The organism is Actinorectispora metalli, assembly GCF_056323685.1.
Genome location: NZ_JBREYE010000001.1, coordinates 3,110,484 through 3,123,935 on the forward strand (window position 1 = coordinate 3,110,484; position 13,452 = coordinate 3,123,935).

Below are 13,452 nucleotides of genomic sequence, written 5' to 3' on the forward strand. Positions count from 1 at the left end.
CGCCCGAGCGGATCGGGCGGTCAGCGGGGCGTGCTGTCCGTTTCGGTCGCGGCTGCTCGGCGGCGGGCCCTGACGCCCACCGGGAAGGCGGCGGCGGCGATCAAAACGGTGACGGCGCCCGTGGCGGCCGTGAGGTAGCGGCGTTTGACGCTGCGGTCCTGTTCGAACATCGGGCGGACCAGGCCGCGGGGATCGAAGCGGACCGACTCGACCGAGCCGTTGCCCAGTGGGGCGCCGGTGGCGTGGACCTCCAGTGTGCGGCCGTCCTGGCAGGTCACCTGGTGGATGTGCTGCATCGCGCGGGTGCCCTGCTCGGAGCGGTGCCCGTCGACCGTGCAGGTGGTCTGGGTGCCGACGGCGCTGAGCGTCACATCGTTTCCGTTGACGATGCCGAGGATGCACAGGCCCAGCCCGCCCAGCGCGGCGGCGATCACCAGGAAGCCGTTGCGGCTGACCATGCCGACGCCCAGGAAGAACGTGAAGGCGGCGACCACGGCCAGCAGGATGGCGAAAAGCTGGGAGTGCGGGGGCAGCACCACGAGTCCCACCGAGCCGCCGATCAGCAGCAGGCCGAGGACCAGCACGAGAGCCGACAGCGCCAGGTGGGGCGTCCGTCGTCGTCTCGGGCGTGCCATGAGCCCAACGTATGTGCGTCTCGGGCGGTTGTCAGCCAGGCAATGAGCCTCGTCGCAATCCGCCGGAAAGGTGAACCGATCACATAGGTCAGTAGTCGGTGACGATGCGGTGCAGAGTGCGGTGCAGGTCGTCCAGCGCGGGGGCGCCGAGCACCTCCGCCAACCTGCGCTGCACGCCGTCGATCACGCCGAAAGCCGCCTCCAGCGCTTGGTGGCCGCGCTCGGTGAACTTGATCAGCTTTGCCCTGCGGTCGCTCGGGTCGGGCACTCGGTGGAGGTAGCCCAGCTGTTCGAGGTCGTCCACCAACTCGCCCATGGCCTGCGGGGACATCGCCGCCTTCGCCGCGAGCCCGGTCAGCCGGATGCCGTCGGGCTCCATCTGGATGAACACGGCCGCGTGCGCGGGCCGGGCGCGGGGGTCGTGCTCGCGCATGGCGCCGTTGATGACCCCCGCCAGCCGCAGGTACGCCTGGAAGAGCAGAGCCGCCGTGTTGTCCCCGGGGGCGTTAACGGACCGGTCACGGCGGTTGTCTCTCATCGGCCCTCCTCGTACTCTTCAGGAAGCATTATATTCAGGCACCCTGAATAGTTGGGGAGGGCGTCATGGATCGTGACGACGTGTGGCTGGCCATCGACGCGGAGCGCCGGAGCATGGCGGACTTCCTCGACGGGCTCTCCGATCAGGAGTGGGCGACGCCGTCGATGTGCCCTGGCTGGACGGTGCGTGACGTGGCCGCCCACCTCACCCTGGCCCCGCAGGTCACGCTGCTGCGCGCGCTGACCGCGTTGGTGAAGGCCCGTGGCAGCTTCAACCGGATGATCCTGGACACCGCCAAGGAGCAGGCCCGGCTACCGAGAGCGGAGATCACCGCCCAACTCCGCGGCTTCGCGGGCTCGCGCAGGCTGGCGCCGGGCACGACCCACCTGGAACCGCTGATCGACATCCTGGTGCACGGCCAGGACATCGCGCTGGCCATCGGTCGCACCCGGCGGATGCCCACTGCCGCCGCCGCGGTGGCGGCGCGGCGGGTGTGGAGCATGGGTTGGCCGTTCAACGCCCGGCGACGGCTCGCCGGATTGCGGCTGGTCGCCACCGACACCGACTGGACGGCAGGAGAGGGCGCCGAGGTCAGCGGCCCCATCGACGCCCTGCTCCTGCTGGTCACCGGTCGGGACGGTGCGGTGTCCAAGCTCGGCGGGCCGGGAGCGGCCAGGCTCGCGGCTAGCGGTTGAACCGGTACAGGTCGAAGGTGGTCATTATCTTGATCACCTTGTCCGCGTAATGCGGATCAGTGGCATACCGCTTGCTGATCACCCTGATGAACTTGTCCGGATCGTGCGCGTATTGCAATGCTCCCGCATATCCGGGCGTGTTCAGCAGCCTTCCGTAATCACGGAAGGAGTCGTGCGCGTCGCGATAGACCCTGAAGTACGCCTTGGTCTCGTGGCAGTCGGGGGTGCATTCATGTGTCACGTACTCGTGGCAGCCGACCGCGATCGGCCCGGGGTTGTTCGCGCCGAAGCACTTGAAGCCGAAGAAGTTCTTGTCGTTGGTGGTGAGCTTGCTGCGCCCCCAGTTGGATTCGAGCGCCGACTGGCTGATGCCCACCGACGCGGGCACCCGGAACTCGCCCATCACCGCCACCGCGTTGGGTGCGACGCCTGCGATATACCTGGTCTGGAAGTCGGCCAACCGGTCAAGATCCCGGTAGGCCTCGTCGACGACCAACTGTCTGCTCGGCGGTTCGGACTCTAAGCTGTCTGCGACCGCGGCCGGCTGGACGGCAATGGCGACGGCCAGCGCGAGGGCGAAAAAGATTCCGCCGACCGCGGTTCTTCGGATTTGTGTTTGCATTCTCTAGGCATTGCCGGTGTAAGCTGTTTTATGGCGGCTTCGATCGTGCCTGTTTGGCCGAACCAAATGATGCCCACCGTGAGATAAACGAGGTAAACCGAGTTTACTCCACACAATTGGGCAATATTGGCGATACGCAGCGTTATTGCTGCGGGGTGGCCCAGTCCCGCCAAATCCGGTTGCGGTTCACCGTCGAACGTCGATGAATGGCCCGGCGGGCCCGCAGCAGTACCGGCACGGTCACCAGCACGGTGCCCAGCACCCGAGCGCGCAGAGTGACCCGGAAGTTCGGCGCCTTCGGCACTGGGCGTCCGAGCAGGCGGCGCGGCCACAGCGCGAGCGTGATCGCGGCGAACCGGGCCACCTCACGCGCCGCGATTCCCGCGGGCGCGCAGCGCAGCAGCGTCCACAGCCGGTTGCGCTCGTTCCAGCGGTGGAACGGCGCCGAGCCCAGCCCGGTGCTCGCGCCGTGCGCGTGCACCGCGACCGCGGCGGGCACCGACACCACCGTCCACCCGGCCAGCCGCAGCCGCCAGGACACGTCGGCGTCCTCGTAGTAGCAGAAGAACTCGGCGGGCACCCCGCCAACGGCGTGCAGCGCCTCCGTGCGCAGCAGCGCCGCCCCGCCGCAGAACCCGAACACCGCCCCGCCGGTGAGGTCCCGGCCGTGGCCGTCGGGGGTGAGGCCGACGCCGATGGTCTGCACCGTCCCATCCGGTCTGCGCAGCACCGAACCCGCGGCCGCCGCTCTCGGGTCGGCGTCGAGCGCGTCCTCCAGCGCGGCCAGCCAGCCGGGGTTTACCACGGCGTCGTCGTTGAGCCAGCCGACGAACTCGGTGGTCACCTCCGGCAGCGCGGCGGCCAGCCCGCCCGCGTAGCCGCGGTTGCGGTCCAACCGCAGCACCTCGGACACCGCGGAGTGCGCGGCGAGCACCGCCGCGGTGCCGTCGTCGGAGGCGTTGTCCACCACGAGCAGCCGGTGCGGCCGGTGCTGTGCCGCGAGCGCGTCCAAGCAGGCGGCGAGGTGATCCCGCCCCCGCCAGGTCACCACGACCACCGTGCTGCGAACCGACACGCGGAGGAAACTACCCGGCAGAGGTGGTCGGTGTTCTCACGGCGGTCTCCCCGCCCCGGTACGTTCACCCTGTGCCTGAGCTAGTCGTGCTCGCCGAACAGCTTCTCGCGCCGGTGCCCGGCGGTACCGGTCGCTACACCAGGGAACTCGCCGCCGCCCTGGCCATCGCCGCGCCATCGGAGTGGGTGGTGAGCAGCGTCGTGGCCAAACACCCCGACCCCAGCGCCGCGATCATCGCGGGGGTGGAGGGTCCGAGGGTGCTGCCGCTGCCCCGGCAGGCGCTCACGCTGGCCTGGGAGCGCGGGGTGCCGCTGTGGCCGGGCGGCGACACCGTGCACGCCCCGACCCCGCTCGCCCCGCCGGCCAAACGCGGCCGCAGCCTGGTGGTCACCGTGCACGACACGGTGCCGTGGACGCATCCGCAGACACTGTCGGCCCGCGGCGTGCGCTGGCACCGCAGAGCCATCGAGAAGGCCGTGCACGGCGCCCAGGCGGTGGTGGTGCCCACGGCCGCGGTCGCCGCCGAACTGAGCAAGTTCGCGCCGGGCCCGGCGCGGGTGCACGTGATCGGCGAGGGCCCGTCGGAGGCGCTGCTCCAGCCATTGGAGGAGCAGCGCGCCAAGGCCATCGCCGATCGCCTCGGGCTGCCTGAGGAATACGTGTTGATCATCGGCACGATCGAGCCGCGCAAGGGCCACGCGGTGCTCATCGAAGCGATGAGCAGGCCGACCGCGCCCCGGCTGCCGCTGGTACTGGCGGGCGCGCCGGGCTGGGGCGGGGTCGACCCGCTGGCCATCGCCCGCAGCCACGGCTTCCCCGACGACCGTCTCGTCCTGCTCGGCAAGGTCAGCGAGCCCGAGTTGGCGGTGGTGCTCCAGCGGGCGGCGGTGCTGGCCGCGCCCAGCCTCGCCGAGGGCTTCGGCCTGCCGGTCCTGGAGGCCATGGCCGCCGGGGTGCCCGTCGTGCACTCCGACGCCCCCGCGCTGGTCGAGGTGGCCGCGGGCGCGGGCACCGTTGTCGGCCGCAGCGACCCGACCGCCCTGGCCGCCGCCCTGCGCGCCGTCGTGGAGAGCACCGAACGCCGCGCCGCCCTGATCGACGCGGGCCGCCGCCGCGCCGCCCGCTTCAGCTGGGACCAGGCCGCCCGCTCGGTCTGGAAGCTCCACCTCGAGCTCTACCACGCGGTCCGCGGCGGCCTCCGCTAAGCCGGTTTGGTGACCTGAACCCGTCCTGGAGGGGCGCTTTCGCCCGGTTTAGGTCACCAAACCCGTTGTCGGGCGGCAAGCGAATGTCCGACATATGTCTTTCGTGGCCGGGTGTTCATCAGTTTTTCGGTTCGGCACATCTGCGTCTGCGGGTGGTCGTAGTCTGCACGCGTGTCCACTGGCGATCCGAGGGTGTTGGTCGACGCCACCGCTGTGCCCGCCGACCGGGGCGGGGTCGGGCGGTATGTCGACTCCCTTGTCACGGCGCTGGATGACGATGGGGCCCGCATCACCGTGGTGTGCCAGCCGCGGGATGCCGACCTGTACTCCTCGCTCGCCCCCCGCTCCCGGATCGTGGCCGCCGCGGAGTCGGTCGCGACCAGGACCGCGCGGCTGTCCTGGGAGCAGACCACGCTGCCCAGCCTGGCCGCCAAACTGGGCGTGCACGTGCTGCACTCCCCGCACTACACGATGCCGCTGGCCAACCCCGTGGCCTCGGTGGTCACGCTGCACGATGCGACGTTCTTCACCGACTCCGTGCTGCACTCCTCGGTCAAGGCGCGGTTCTTCCGCACCTGGACCAAGCTCTCGCTGGGCCGCGCCTCGGTCTGCGTGGTGCCCAGCCGCGCCACCGCCGCGGAACTGACCAGGGTCGCGGCGGGGGACGCGCGGATGATGCATGTGGCGCACCACGGCGTCGACGTGGAGCGCTTCCACCCGCCGACCCCGGCCGAGGTGGCCGCCGTGCGCCGCACCTTGGACTTGGGGGACCGCCCCTACCTGGCGTTTCTCGGTGCGCTGGAGCCGCGCAAGAACGTGCCCGCGTTGATCCGCGGCTTCGCCAGGGCATGCCGGGGGCGCACCGACTCCCCGGCGCTGGTGCTGGCCGGGCAGCCCGGCTGGGACGGGCAGGTGGAACGCGCCTTGGACGCCGTGCCGCACTGGATCCGGGTGATCAGGGCGGGCTACCTGCCCTACGAACAACTCGCCGGGTTCCTCGGCGGCGCGGAGGTCGTGGCCTACCCGAGCCTCGGCGAGGGCTTCGGACTGCCGGTGCTGGAGGCCATGGCCTGCGGCGCCTGTGTGCTCACCACCCGGCGGCTCAGCCTGCCCGAGGTCGGCGGCGACGCGGTGGCCTACGGCGGCGTCGGCGCCGGTGACATCGCGGTGGCGCTGCGCGAGTTGCTGGATGACCCCGGTCGGCGCAGCGACCTGGCGGAGGCGGCGGTGCGCCGGGCCAAGGAGTTCACCTGGGCGGGCAGCGCGGCCAAGCACCGCGAGGCCTATGCGAGGGCAGCGCTGCTGCACCGCAAGCGCCGCTGACGCGGTGCGGTACGGCACAATGCGTGGCCGTGCAGCCCAAGACGTATGGCGACCAGCTTGGCGTGGTGACGGTGACCTACTCGCCGGGCGAGATGCTGACCCGCTTCCTGGACACCTTGGAGAAGGCCACCGCCAGGCCGTATGAGGTGATCCTCGCCGACAACGGCTCCACCGACGGGGCGCCGCAGCAGGCGGCCAAGCGGGACAACGTGCGACTGGTGCCCACCGGCGGCAACCTCGGCTACGGCACCGCGGCCAACCGCGGGGTCGCCGAGTTCGGCGACGAGGTGGGCTGGATCGTGGTCGCCAACCCCGATATCGAATGGTCCGAGGGCAGCCTGGACACCCTGATCGACGGTGCCGCCGACTGGCCGCGCGGGGGGTCGTTCGGGCCGCTGATCCGCGAGACCACCGGCGAGGTCTACCCGTCGGCCCGGCTGGTGCCCTCGCTGGGCCGCGGTATCGGGCACGCGGTCTTCGGCACCGTGTGGGCGGGCAACCCGTGGACCCGCGCCTACCGGCAGGAAGACGCCGAGTCCGGCACCCGCGCCGTGGGCTGGCTGTCCGGGTCGTGCCTGCTGCTGCGCCGCACCGCCTTCGACTCGGTGGACGGCTTCGACCCCGGCTACTTCATGTACTTCGAGGACGTCGACCTCGGCGAACGGCTGGGCAGGGCGGGCTGGCGCAACGTCTACCTGCCCGCGGCCGAGGTGGTGCACATCGGCGGGCACGCCACCAAGAACGCGAGCGCGCGGATGCTCAAGGCGCACCACGACAGCGCCTACCGCTACCTCGCCGACCGCCACCGCGGCCTGCGGTGGCTGCCGCTGCGGCTCGCGCTGAAGGCCGGACTGAAGCTCCGCTGCTGGTGGGGACTACGCCAAACGAGTTAACTTGCAGGTACTTTGCGACACCCGCGGACCTCAGCCGTACACAGGGCAAGAGCCGCGCGGTTGGCGCGAGCTCAGCTGTCCAGCGCCCGCTCGATCCGCGAGCCGGGCGCGGTATCCGCGTCCAGCGCGTTGGTGATCGGCGATGCGGGTCGCCGCGGCGCGGGGGACGTGTTGAGCGCCTGGTTGACATCCTTCTGCTGCCCCGGCCGTGCCATCGGCTGCGTGGGCTGCTGCCCCTGTGAGACCGCGGGCTGCGGGGCCTGCGCGGGCCTGCCCCAGCCGCTGGGCCGCGGGCCGCGCTGCGGGGGCTCCTGCCGCCTGATGTCGCTCAGCCGCATGCCATGCGGGTCGGTCGGCGGCTCCACCGGCTGGGCCGGACGCGCCGCCGCGGCGATCACCGCACGCGGAATCTCCTGCGTGGACGCGGCATCCATCGGCGACACCGCCACCTCGGGGGTGACCACGTGGGCGCCTCTGGCCCTGGCGCGGGCGAGAGCCTGATCCGCACGCTCGCGAGGGTCCATGACGCAGGCCTCTCTCTCGGTGGCGCTCGTCGGGACTGATGTGATCGTCGGTGTTCACGGTACCGGCGCCCGGAGTGAAAAACTCCTCTGCAACAGTATTCCCCGCGCCGGTGTTCGCGTCAGGTGAAGGAGGAGTAAAGGGTATGTCCGCACACTTGTCGGGCGTCGACGCGGTGGTTTTGGTGGGAGGCAAGGGAACCCGTCTCCGCCCACTGACGCTGTCCGCGCCGAAGCCGATGCTGCCGACCGCCGGTGTCCCCTTCCTGACGCACCTGTTCTCCCGCATCAAGGCCGCGGGCATCACGCATGTCGTGTTGGGCACCTCATACAAGGCCGAGGTCTTCCAGGACTACTTCGGCGACGGCTCCGCGCTCGGCCTCGAGCTTGAGTACGTGATCGAGGAGGTGCCGCTGGACACCGCGGGCGCCATCCGCAACGTCTCCGACAAGCTCCGCGCCGACGATGTGATGATCTTCAACGGGGACATCCTCTCCGGCGTCGACCTGCCCGGCGTGGTGCGGACCCACCGCGAGTCCGCGGCCGATGTGACGCTGCACCTGGTGAAGGTGCCCGACCCGCGCCGCTTCGGCTGCGTGCCCACCGACGCCGACGGGCGGGTGAGCGCGTTCCTGGAGAAGACCAACGATCCGCCGACCGACCAGATCAACGCGGGTTGCTACGTGTTCCGCCGCGAGATCCTGGAGGCCATCCCCACCGGCCGCCCGGTGTCGGTGGAGCGCGAGACGTTCCCCGGCCTGCTCGCCGAGGGCAAGCGGTTGCAGGGACACGTGGACTCCTCCTACTGGCTCGACCTGGGCACGCCCGCCGCGTTCGTACAGGGCAGCGCCGACCTGGTGCGCGGCATCGCGCCCTCCGACGCGCTGCCCGGTCCCGCAGGACAGGCGATCGTGCTTCCCGGCGCCGATGTCGCGGCCGACGCGGTGATCACCAGCGGCACCACGATCGGCGCGAAGTGCCGCGTCGGCGGCGGCTCCCGGCTGGAGGGCTCGGTGCTGTTCGACGAGTCGGTGGTGGAGGACGGCGCCATCGTGGAGCGCAGCGTGATCGGCGCGGGCGCCAGGATCGGGGCGGGCGCGGTCATCCGCGACGCGGTGATCGGCGACGGCGCCGTGGTCGGCGCCCGCTGCGAACTGGTGGACGGCCTTCGCCTGTGGCCCGGCGTCACCCTGCCCGACGGCGGGGTCCGCTTCTCCACCGACGGCTGACCGGGTTCGGGGCGGCTCGGCCCGCGGGTCGTGGGGTGCGCCGGTGACCGTTGCCGCTTCTCCACCGACGTCAGACCCGAGTTCCGGGCGGCTCGCCCGCGGGTCGTAGGGTGCGCCGGTGACCATTGCCGCCGCCGAGCTGACCAGGCGCTGGATGCCGTCCTATCCCTTGGACGTCACCGGTGTGCTCGGCCCGCTGCGGCGCGGCAGGGGCGATCCCACCTGGCAGGTCGACGGCGGCGCCTTGTGGCGCACCGGCACCACGCCGGACGGCGCCGCGACGCTGGCGCTGCGCCGGGAGGCCGATGGCACCGTGCTCGCCTCCGCCTGGGGTGACGGCGCGGCCTGGATGCTGGAGTCGGTGCCTGGGCTGCTCGGCGCGCAGGACGACGACGAGGGCTTCCAGCCGCACCACCCGATCGTCGCCGAGGCCCGCCGGACCATGCCGAACCTGCGGCTCTGCGCCACCGGCCGGGTGTGGGACACGCTGCTCCCGTCCATCCTCGAACAGAAGGTCACCGGCATCGAGGCGCGCCGGTCCTTCCGCGAACTGTGCGCCCGCTTCGGCACGCCCGCGCCCGGCCCCGCACCCGCCAGGATGCGGGTGCCGCCGACTCCGCGGGCCGTGCGGGCGATCCCCGACTGGGAATGGCACCGGGCGGGCGTCGACGGCGCCCGCCGACGGGCGCTGATCGCCGCCGCCCACGTCGCCCACCGGCTGGAGCGCGCCGCCGAACTGCGTGGGGTCCAAGGCTGCGACCTGTTGCGCAAGGTGCCCGGCATCGGCGTCTGGACCGCCGCCGAGGTGGCCCAACGCGTCTGGGGCGACCCGGACGCGGTCAGCGTCGGCGACTTCCACCTGCCGTCGGTGATCGGCCACGCGCTGCTCGGCAGGGCGCTGGACGACGCGGGCATGCTCGCCGAACTCGCGCCCTATGCTCCGCAGCGGCAGCGCGCCGTGCGCTACATCGAGGCCTCGGGCCACCGCCGCCCCCGGTTCGGGCCGCGTTACAGCCCCCGCGACTACCGCAGGCTGTGATCCGCGGTCAGCCGCGGCGCGCCAGCGCCAGGCCGACCAGCTTCGGAATGGTGTCCACATTGGACGGCAATGCGTCCACCGGCCACCACTGCAGGTCGATGGACTCGGGGCTGCGGATGGGCTTGGCGCCGAACGGCGCGCGGACCAGGTACCGCACGTCCAGGTGCCGGGTGGGCTTGCCGAGGGAGCAGGTGATGGGGTGCACGTCCACGTGCAGTAGCTCCGGTTCGATGCGCAGCCCCGGGATGCCGGACTCCTCGATCGCCTCCCGCAGCGCCGCGCCGACCAGCGTCTCGTCGCTGTCCTCGCAGTGGCCGCCAAGCTGGAGCCAGCGGCCCACCCTGGGGTGCATGGTCAGCAGCACGTGCTCGCCCGTCGCGTCCAGCACCACGGCGGACGCGGTGAGGTGCCCCGGCTCGCAGGACCGGTAGCAGGCGTCCTCCCTGGCGGCCAGGAACGCGAGCAGGGCCTGCCGCAGTCCCTCCTGGCCATCGTCGTCCGGTTTCCACGCGTCCAGCGTGCGTACGGCGTCGGCGTGCAGGGTCAACGCTCTACCAGCCCCTCATCCAGGTCGGCGCCCGGTCGCGGGCCCGATCGGCTCCCTGCCGGATGCCCGATGGCAATGGCGCCCAGTGGTTCCCATGAGCTTGGCAGGCCGAGAGTCTCGACAACCACTTGAGGGCAGAAGATGGTGGAGGAGACCCAGCAGGAGCCCAACCCCTCGGCGGCCAGGGCCACCAGCAGGCTGCCGACGCCCGAGCCGCCCGCCACCGTGAACATCGTCCGCTCGGCCTCCGCGCGGCGGGCGTCCGGGTACTCGTGCGCGCCGTCGCGCACCAGGAACGGCAGCACCACCTCCGGCGCCTTCACCAGCAGGTCGCCCCGCCGCAGCCTGCGTTCCACGCGCTCGCCTGCCCAGCCGTCGGCGATCAGGTCCGCCCGCCACTGCTCCCGCATCGCCGCCAGCAACTCGGCCCGCCGCTCCCGCAGCCACACGAACCGCAGCGGCCTGCTGTGGTGCGGGGCGGGCGCGGTCAGCGCCGCCGACACCGCGCGGCGCAGCGCCTCGCCGTCCACCGGCTCCGCGGTGAACTCGCGCACCGAGCGCCGCAGCAGCACGGCCTCCCGCCTGCCCTGTGCCAGCGCCTCGTCCGCGCCAAGCCGGAACACGTCGTCTTCCAGCGGCCTGATCAGGTCGGCGGCGCAGGAGCCGTCCCTTGGCAGGCCTGGCAGGCCGCGGACCACCGCCACCGGGATGCCGCCGGTCTTGCCCTTGACCAGGTCGGCGGCCGCCGCGACCTCGTCCGCCACCGCGGGCGAGGTGACCTTCAGCTCGTGGCCGTGGGAGTCCACCGCCCCCGCGTATCGGTGCAGCACGGGGATTCCCGAGGCGCCGATCGCCGCATCGGTCTGCCCCAGCCGCCACGCGCGACCCATGGTGTCGGTGACCAGCACCGCGACCTCGACACCCAGCAGCGACCGCAGTTCGGCCCGCAGCGCCGCCGCCGAGCCGTCCGGGTCGACCGGCAGCAGCGCGAGCTCGCCTTTGTCCACATTGGACGCGTCAATGCCTGCGGCGGCCTGCACGATGCCCAGCTTGTTCTGCGTGATCAGCGTGTCGCCGATGCGGGCGACCACCCGGTCGGCCTCCTGCCGGACCAACTGCCCGCGCTGCGCCTGCTGATCACCCGTGACCGCGACCAGCCTGCCCTCGACCTTGGACACGACCTTGCTGGTCACCACGACCACGTCCCCGTCGGCCAGCCAGGGCGCCCGCTCCGCGATCGCCGCGGCGAGGTCGTCACCCGGCCGGAACTCCGGCAGGCCGGTCACCGGCAGGATTTCGACCCGCTCGGCGGCGTGGTCAGTCGGTGCCGACACCGGCCAACTCCAGCGCGGCCCGTGCCATCGCGGCCGTGGCGTCCACATCGGACATCAGCAGCGGAACCTCCCGCACCTCGACTCCCGGCACCACCGTGGTGTCACCGGAGTGCACCAGCCAGCCGTCCAGGATGCCCGCGTCCTTCCGCGCCCCGTAGAAGGCGCCGACGGCGGCCGCCGTGGTGTCGACCCCGATCGCCGACAGACAGGCATCCGCCATCCCGCGCAGCGGCTTCCCGCCGACGATGGGGGACAGGCCGACCACCCGCGCCGCGGTGTCCCGCAGCGCGCCGCGCACGCCGGGCACGTTCAGGATCGTGTCCACGCTGACCACTGGGTTGGACGGGGCGACCAGCACCGCGTCGGCCTCGGCGATGACCGGCAGCACGCCGGGCGCGGGCACGGCCTCCTCGGCGCCGACCGAAATGAACGCATGGGCGGGCAGGCCCGCGCGATATCGCACCCACCACTCCTGGAAGTGGATGGCCCGGCGCTCGCCCGCCTCCGGGTCGTCCACCACCACGTGGGTCTCCACCCGGTTGTCGCTGACCGGCAGCAGCCGCAGACCCGGCTGCCAGCGGGCGCACAGGGCCTCGGTGACCGCGGAGAGCGGGTAGCCCGCGCGCAGCATCCGGCTGCGGATCAGGTGGGTGGCGATGTCCAGGTCGCCGAGGCCGAACCAGTCCGGGTCGGCCCCGTACTTGGCCAACTCCTCCTTGATCCGCCAGGTCTCGTGCTGCCGCCCCCAGCCCCGCTCGGTGTCGATGCCACCCGCGAGGGTGTACATGCAGGTGTCCAGATCCGGACAGATCCGCAGCCCGTGCATCCACACGTCGTCGCCGACGTTGACGATCGCGGTGATCTCGTGCGGTCCCTGTTCCGCCGGGGCGCCTACCGCGGGCAGGCCGAGGGCCTGCTTGAGACCCAACAGGAATCGGGCGCCGCCGACCCCGCCGACGAGCACTGCAACCTTCATGCGGTGAATCCTCCCCTAGCGCGCGGCTACTCCCAGAAGCGGAACCGCTCCTGGCCCTCGTAGACCAGGTACGGGTCCCCGCCCGCCGCCATGAACAGCGACAAGGCGGCGCTGCTGAGCGCGTAGAACAGCGGCGGCAGTGCGAACAACAACGCGAACAGCACCAGGAATGCCCAAGGGCGGGCCTTGTCCCCGAACTGCTGCCACTTCGGCGGCAGGTACGGCTCGATCGCGCCGTACCCGTCCATACCGGGTACGGGCAGGATGTTCAGGATGAACGCGAGGAACTGCAGCAGGGCCAGATAGCTCAGCGCCGCCGCGAGGTAGATGTTGGGCTCGCCGTAAAGCACGCCGAGGGCCAGCAGCGTGCCGAGCACCAGGTTGGTCAGCGGGCCTGCCAGCGACACCCAGGACTCGGTGCCCCGGCTGCGCAGCGCGTGCCGGTTGATCCAGACCGCGCCGCCGGGCAGCGGGATGCCGCCGATCAGGATCAGGATGATGGGCAGCAGCAGACTCAGCACCGGATCGGTGTAGCGGCGCGGGTCCAGGGTCAGATATCCCTTGGCGGCAACCGAATGGTCGCCGCCGCGGAACGCGGTGAGCGCGTGTCCGAACTCGTGCAGGCACAGTGATACCGCCCACCCGCCGAGCACGACCAGCACAATGCCCGCGACGCGAGCGGTGTCGGACTCGATCAAGGTGAGCAAACCTGCGGCGACGGTAATAACTAATAGGCCAAGGAAGAGCGGGCTGATGCGGGCGCTGTGTGCTCTCACGGCATCCAGTCTGCCCAGCTAGCCAAGGCTCTTCTCACCCGGGT

Annotated in this window: 15 protein-coding genes; 6 read left to right on the plus strand and 9 right to left on the minus strand. The window is 71.7% G+C overall.

All coding sequences use genetic code 11. The features are described from left to right. Positions 1–20: 20 nt before the first annotated feature. Both ACU6XJ_RS14590 and ACU6XJ_RS14595 read right to left on the minus strand, forming a co-directional pair. Positions 21–635, minus strand: a complete 615-nt coding sequence (locus ACU6XJ_RS14590; RefSeq protein WP_476311099.1) for a hypothetical protein — start codon at positions 633–635, stop codon at positions 21–23. 88 nt (positions 636–723) lie between these two features. Then, positions 724–1,173: a MarR family winged helix-turn-helix transcriptional regulator gene (locus ACU6XJ_RS14595; RefSeq protein WP_476311102.1), complete on the minus strand. Its 450-nt coding sequence runs from the start codon at positions 1,171–1,173 to the stop codon at positions 724–726. Between the two features lie 65 nt (positions 1,174–1,238). On the opposite strand from ACU6XJ_RS14595, the gene ACU6XJ_RS14600 reads away from it, so the two are divergent. Then, the gene (locus ACU6XJ_RS14600; protein WP_476311105.1) at positions 1,239–1,868 is read left to right on the plus strand and encodes a maleylpyruvate isomerase family mycothiol-dependent enzyme; all 630 of its coding nucleotides are present in this window, start codon (positions 1,239–1,241) and stop codon (positions 1,866–1,868) included. On the opposite strand, the gene ACU6XJ_RS14605 is transcribed toward ACU6XJ_RS14600, so the two are convergent. Then, on the minus strand, positions 1,858–2,490 hold the full coding sequence (locus ACU6XJ_RS14605) for a glucosaminidase domain-containing protein (protein WP_476311108.1): 633 nt from the start codon (positions 2,488–2,490) through the stop codon (positions 1,858–1,860). The two genes, ACU6XJ_RS14600 and ACU6XJ_RS14605, sit on opposite strands and share 11 nt — an antisense overlap. Positions 2,491–2,632: 142 nt before the next feature. Further along, entirely contained in the window at positions 2,633–3,565 is a 933-nt protein-coding gene (locus ACU6XJ_RS14610; protein ID WP_476311111.1) for a glycosyltransferase, read from the minus strand. 71 nt (positions 3,566–3,636) lie between these two features. Between ACU6XJ_RS14610 and ACU6XJ_RS14615 the strand changes: the two genes are divergently transcribed. The 3 genes from ACU6XJ_RS14615 (at position 3,637) to ACU6XJ_RS14625 (ending at position 6,986) form a co-directional block, all read left to right on the plus strand. Next, complete coding sequence (locus ACU6XJ_RS14615) at positions 3,637–4,770, plus strand: glycosyltransferase family 4 protein (protein WP_476311114.1); 1,134 nt, start codon at positions 3,637–3,639, stop codon at positions 4,768–4,770. Between the two features lie 192 nt (positions 4,771–4,962). Next, complete coding sequence (locus ACU6XJ_RS14620) at positions 4,963–6,093, plus strand: glycosyltransferase family 4 protein (protein WP_476314015.1); 1,131 nt, start codon at positions 4,963–4,965, stop codon at positions 6,091–6,093. 29 nt (positions 6,094–6,122) lie between these two features. Next, entirely contained in the window at positions 6,123–6,986 is an 864-nt protein-coding gene (locus ACU6XJ_RS14625) for a glycosyltransferase family 2 protein (protein WP_476311117.1), read from the plus strand. 71 nt (positions 6,987–7,057) lie between these two features. Here the strand turns inward: ACU6XJ_RS14625 and ACU6XJ_RS14630 are convergent, their stop codons facing one another. Continuing rightward, positions 7,058–7,510 carry a hypothetical protein gene (locus ACU6XJ_RS14630; RefSeq protein WP_476311120.1) on the minus strand — a complete coding sequence of 151 codons (453 nt, stop codon included), beginning with the start codon at positions 7,508–7,510 and terminating at the stop codon, positions 7,058–7,060. 143 nt (positions 7,511–7,653) lie between these two features. On the opposite strand from ACU6XJ_RS14630, the gene manB reads away from it, so the two are divergent. Then, positions 7,654–8,736, plus strand: a complete 1,083-nt coding sequence (manB, locus tag ACU6XJ_RS14635; protein WP_476311123.1) for a mannose-1-phosphate guanylyltransferase — start codon at positions 7,654–7,656, stop codon at positions 8,734–8,736. A gap of 154 nt (positions 8,737–8,890) precedes the next feature. Next, positions 8,891–9,775 (plus strand): DNA-3-methyladenine glycosylase family protein, encoded by an 885-nt coding sequence (locus tag ACU6XJ_RS14640; RefSeq protein ID WP_476314017.1) that lies wholly within the window; start codon positions 8,891–8,893, stop codon positions 9,773–9,775. Between the two features lie 7 nt (positions 9,776–9,782). Here ACU6XJ_RS14640 and ACU6XJ_RS14645 read toward each other — a convergent pair whose 3' ends face one another. Genes ACU6XJ_RS14645 through ACU6XJ_RS14660 form a run of 4 tightly spaced genes read right to left on the minus strand, consistent with a single transcriptional unit; the run spans position 9,783 to position 13,408 of the window. Then, positions 9,783–10,322 (minus strand): NUDIX hydrolase, encoded by a 540-nt coding sequence (locus ACU6XJ_RS14645; protein WP_476311126.1) that lies wholly within the window; start codon positions 10,320–10,322, stop codon positions 9,783–9,785. Further along, positions 10,319–11,704, minus strand: coding sequence for a coenzyme F420-0:L-glutamate ligase (locus ACU6XJ_RS14650; protein WP_476311129.1), 1,386 nt, complete (start codon positions 11,702–11,704; stop codon positions 10,319–10,321). The genes ACU6XJ_RS14645 and ACU6XJ_RS14650 overlap by 4 nt, the downstream gene beginning before the upstream one ends. Further along, positions 11,640–12,632, minus strand: a complete 993-nt coding sequence (cofD, locus tag ACU6XJ_RS14655) for a 2-phospho-L-lactate transferase (protein ID WP_476311131.1) — start codon at positions 12,630–12,632, stop codon at positions 11,640–11,642. The genes ACU6XJ_RS14650 and cofD overlap by 65 nt, the downstream gene beginning before the upstream one ends. Before the next feature lie 26 nt (positions 12,633–12,658). Beyond that, the gene (locus ACU6XJ_RS14660) at positions 12,659–13,408 is read right to left on the minus strand and encodes a site-2 protease family protein (RefSeq protein WP_476311134.1); all 750 of its coding nucleotides are present in this window, start codon (positions 13,406–13,408) and stop codon (positions 12,659–12,661) included. Between the last annotated feature and the right edge of the window lie 44 nt (positions 13,409–13,452).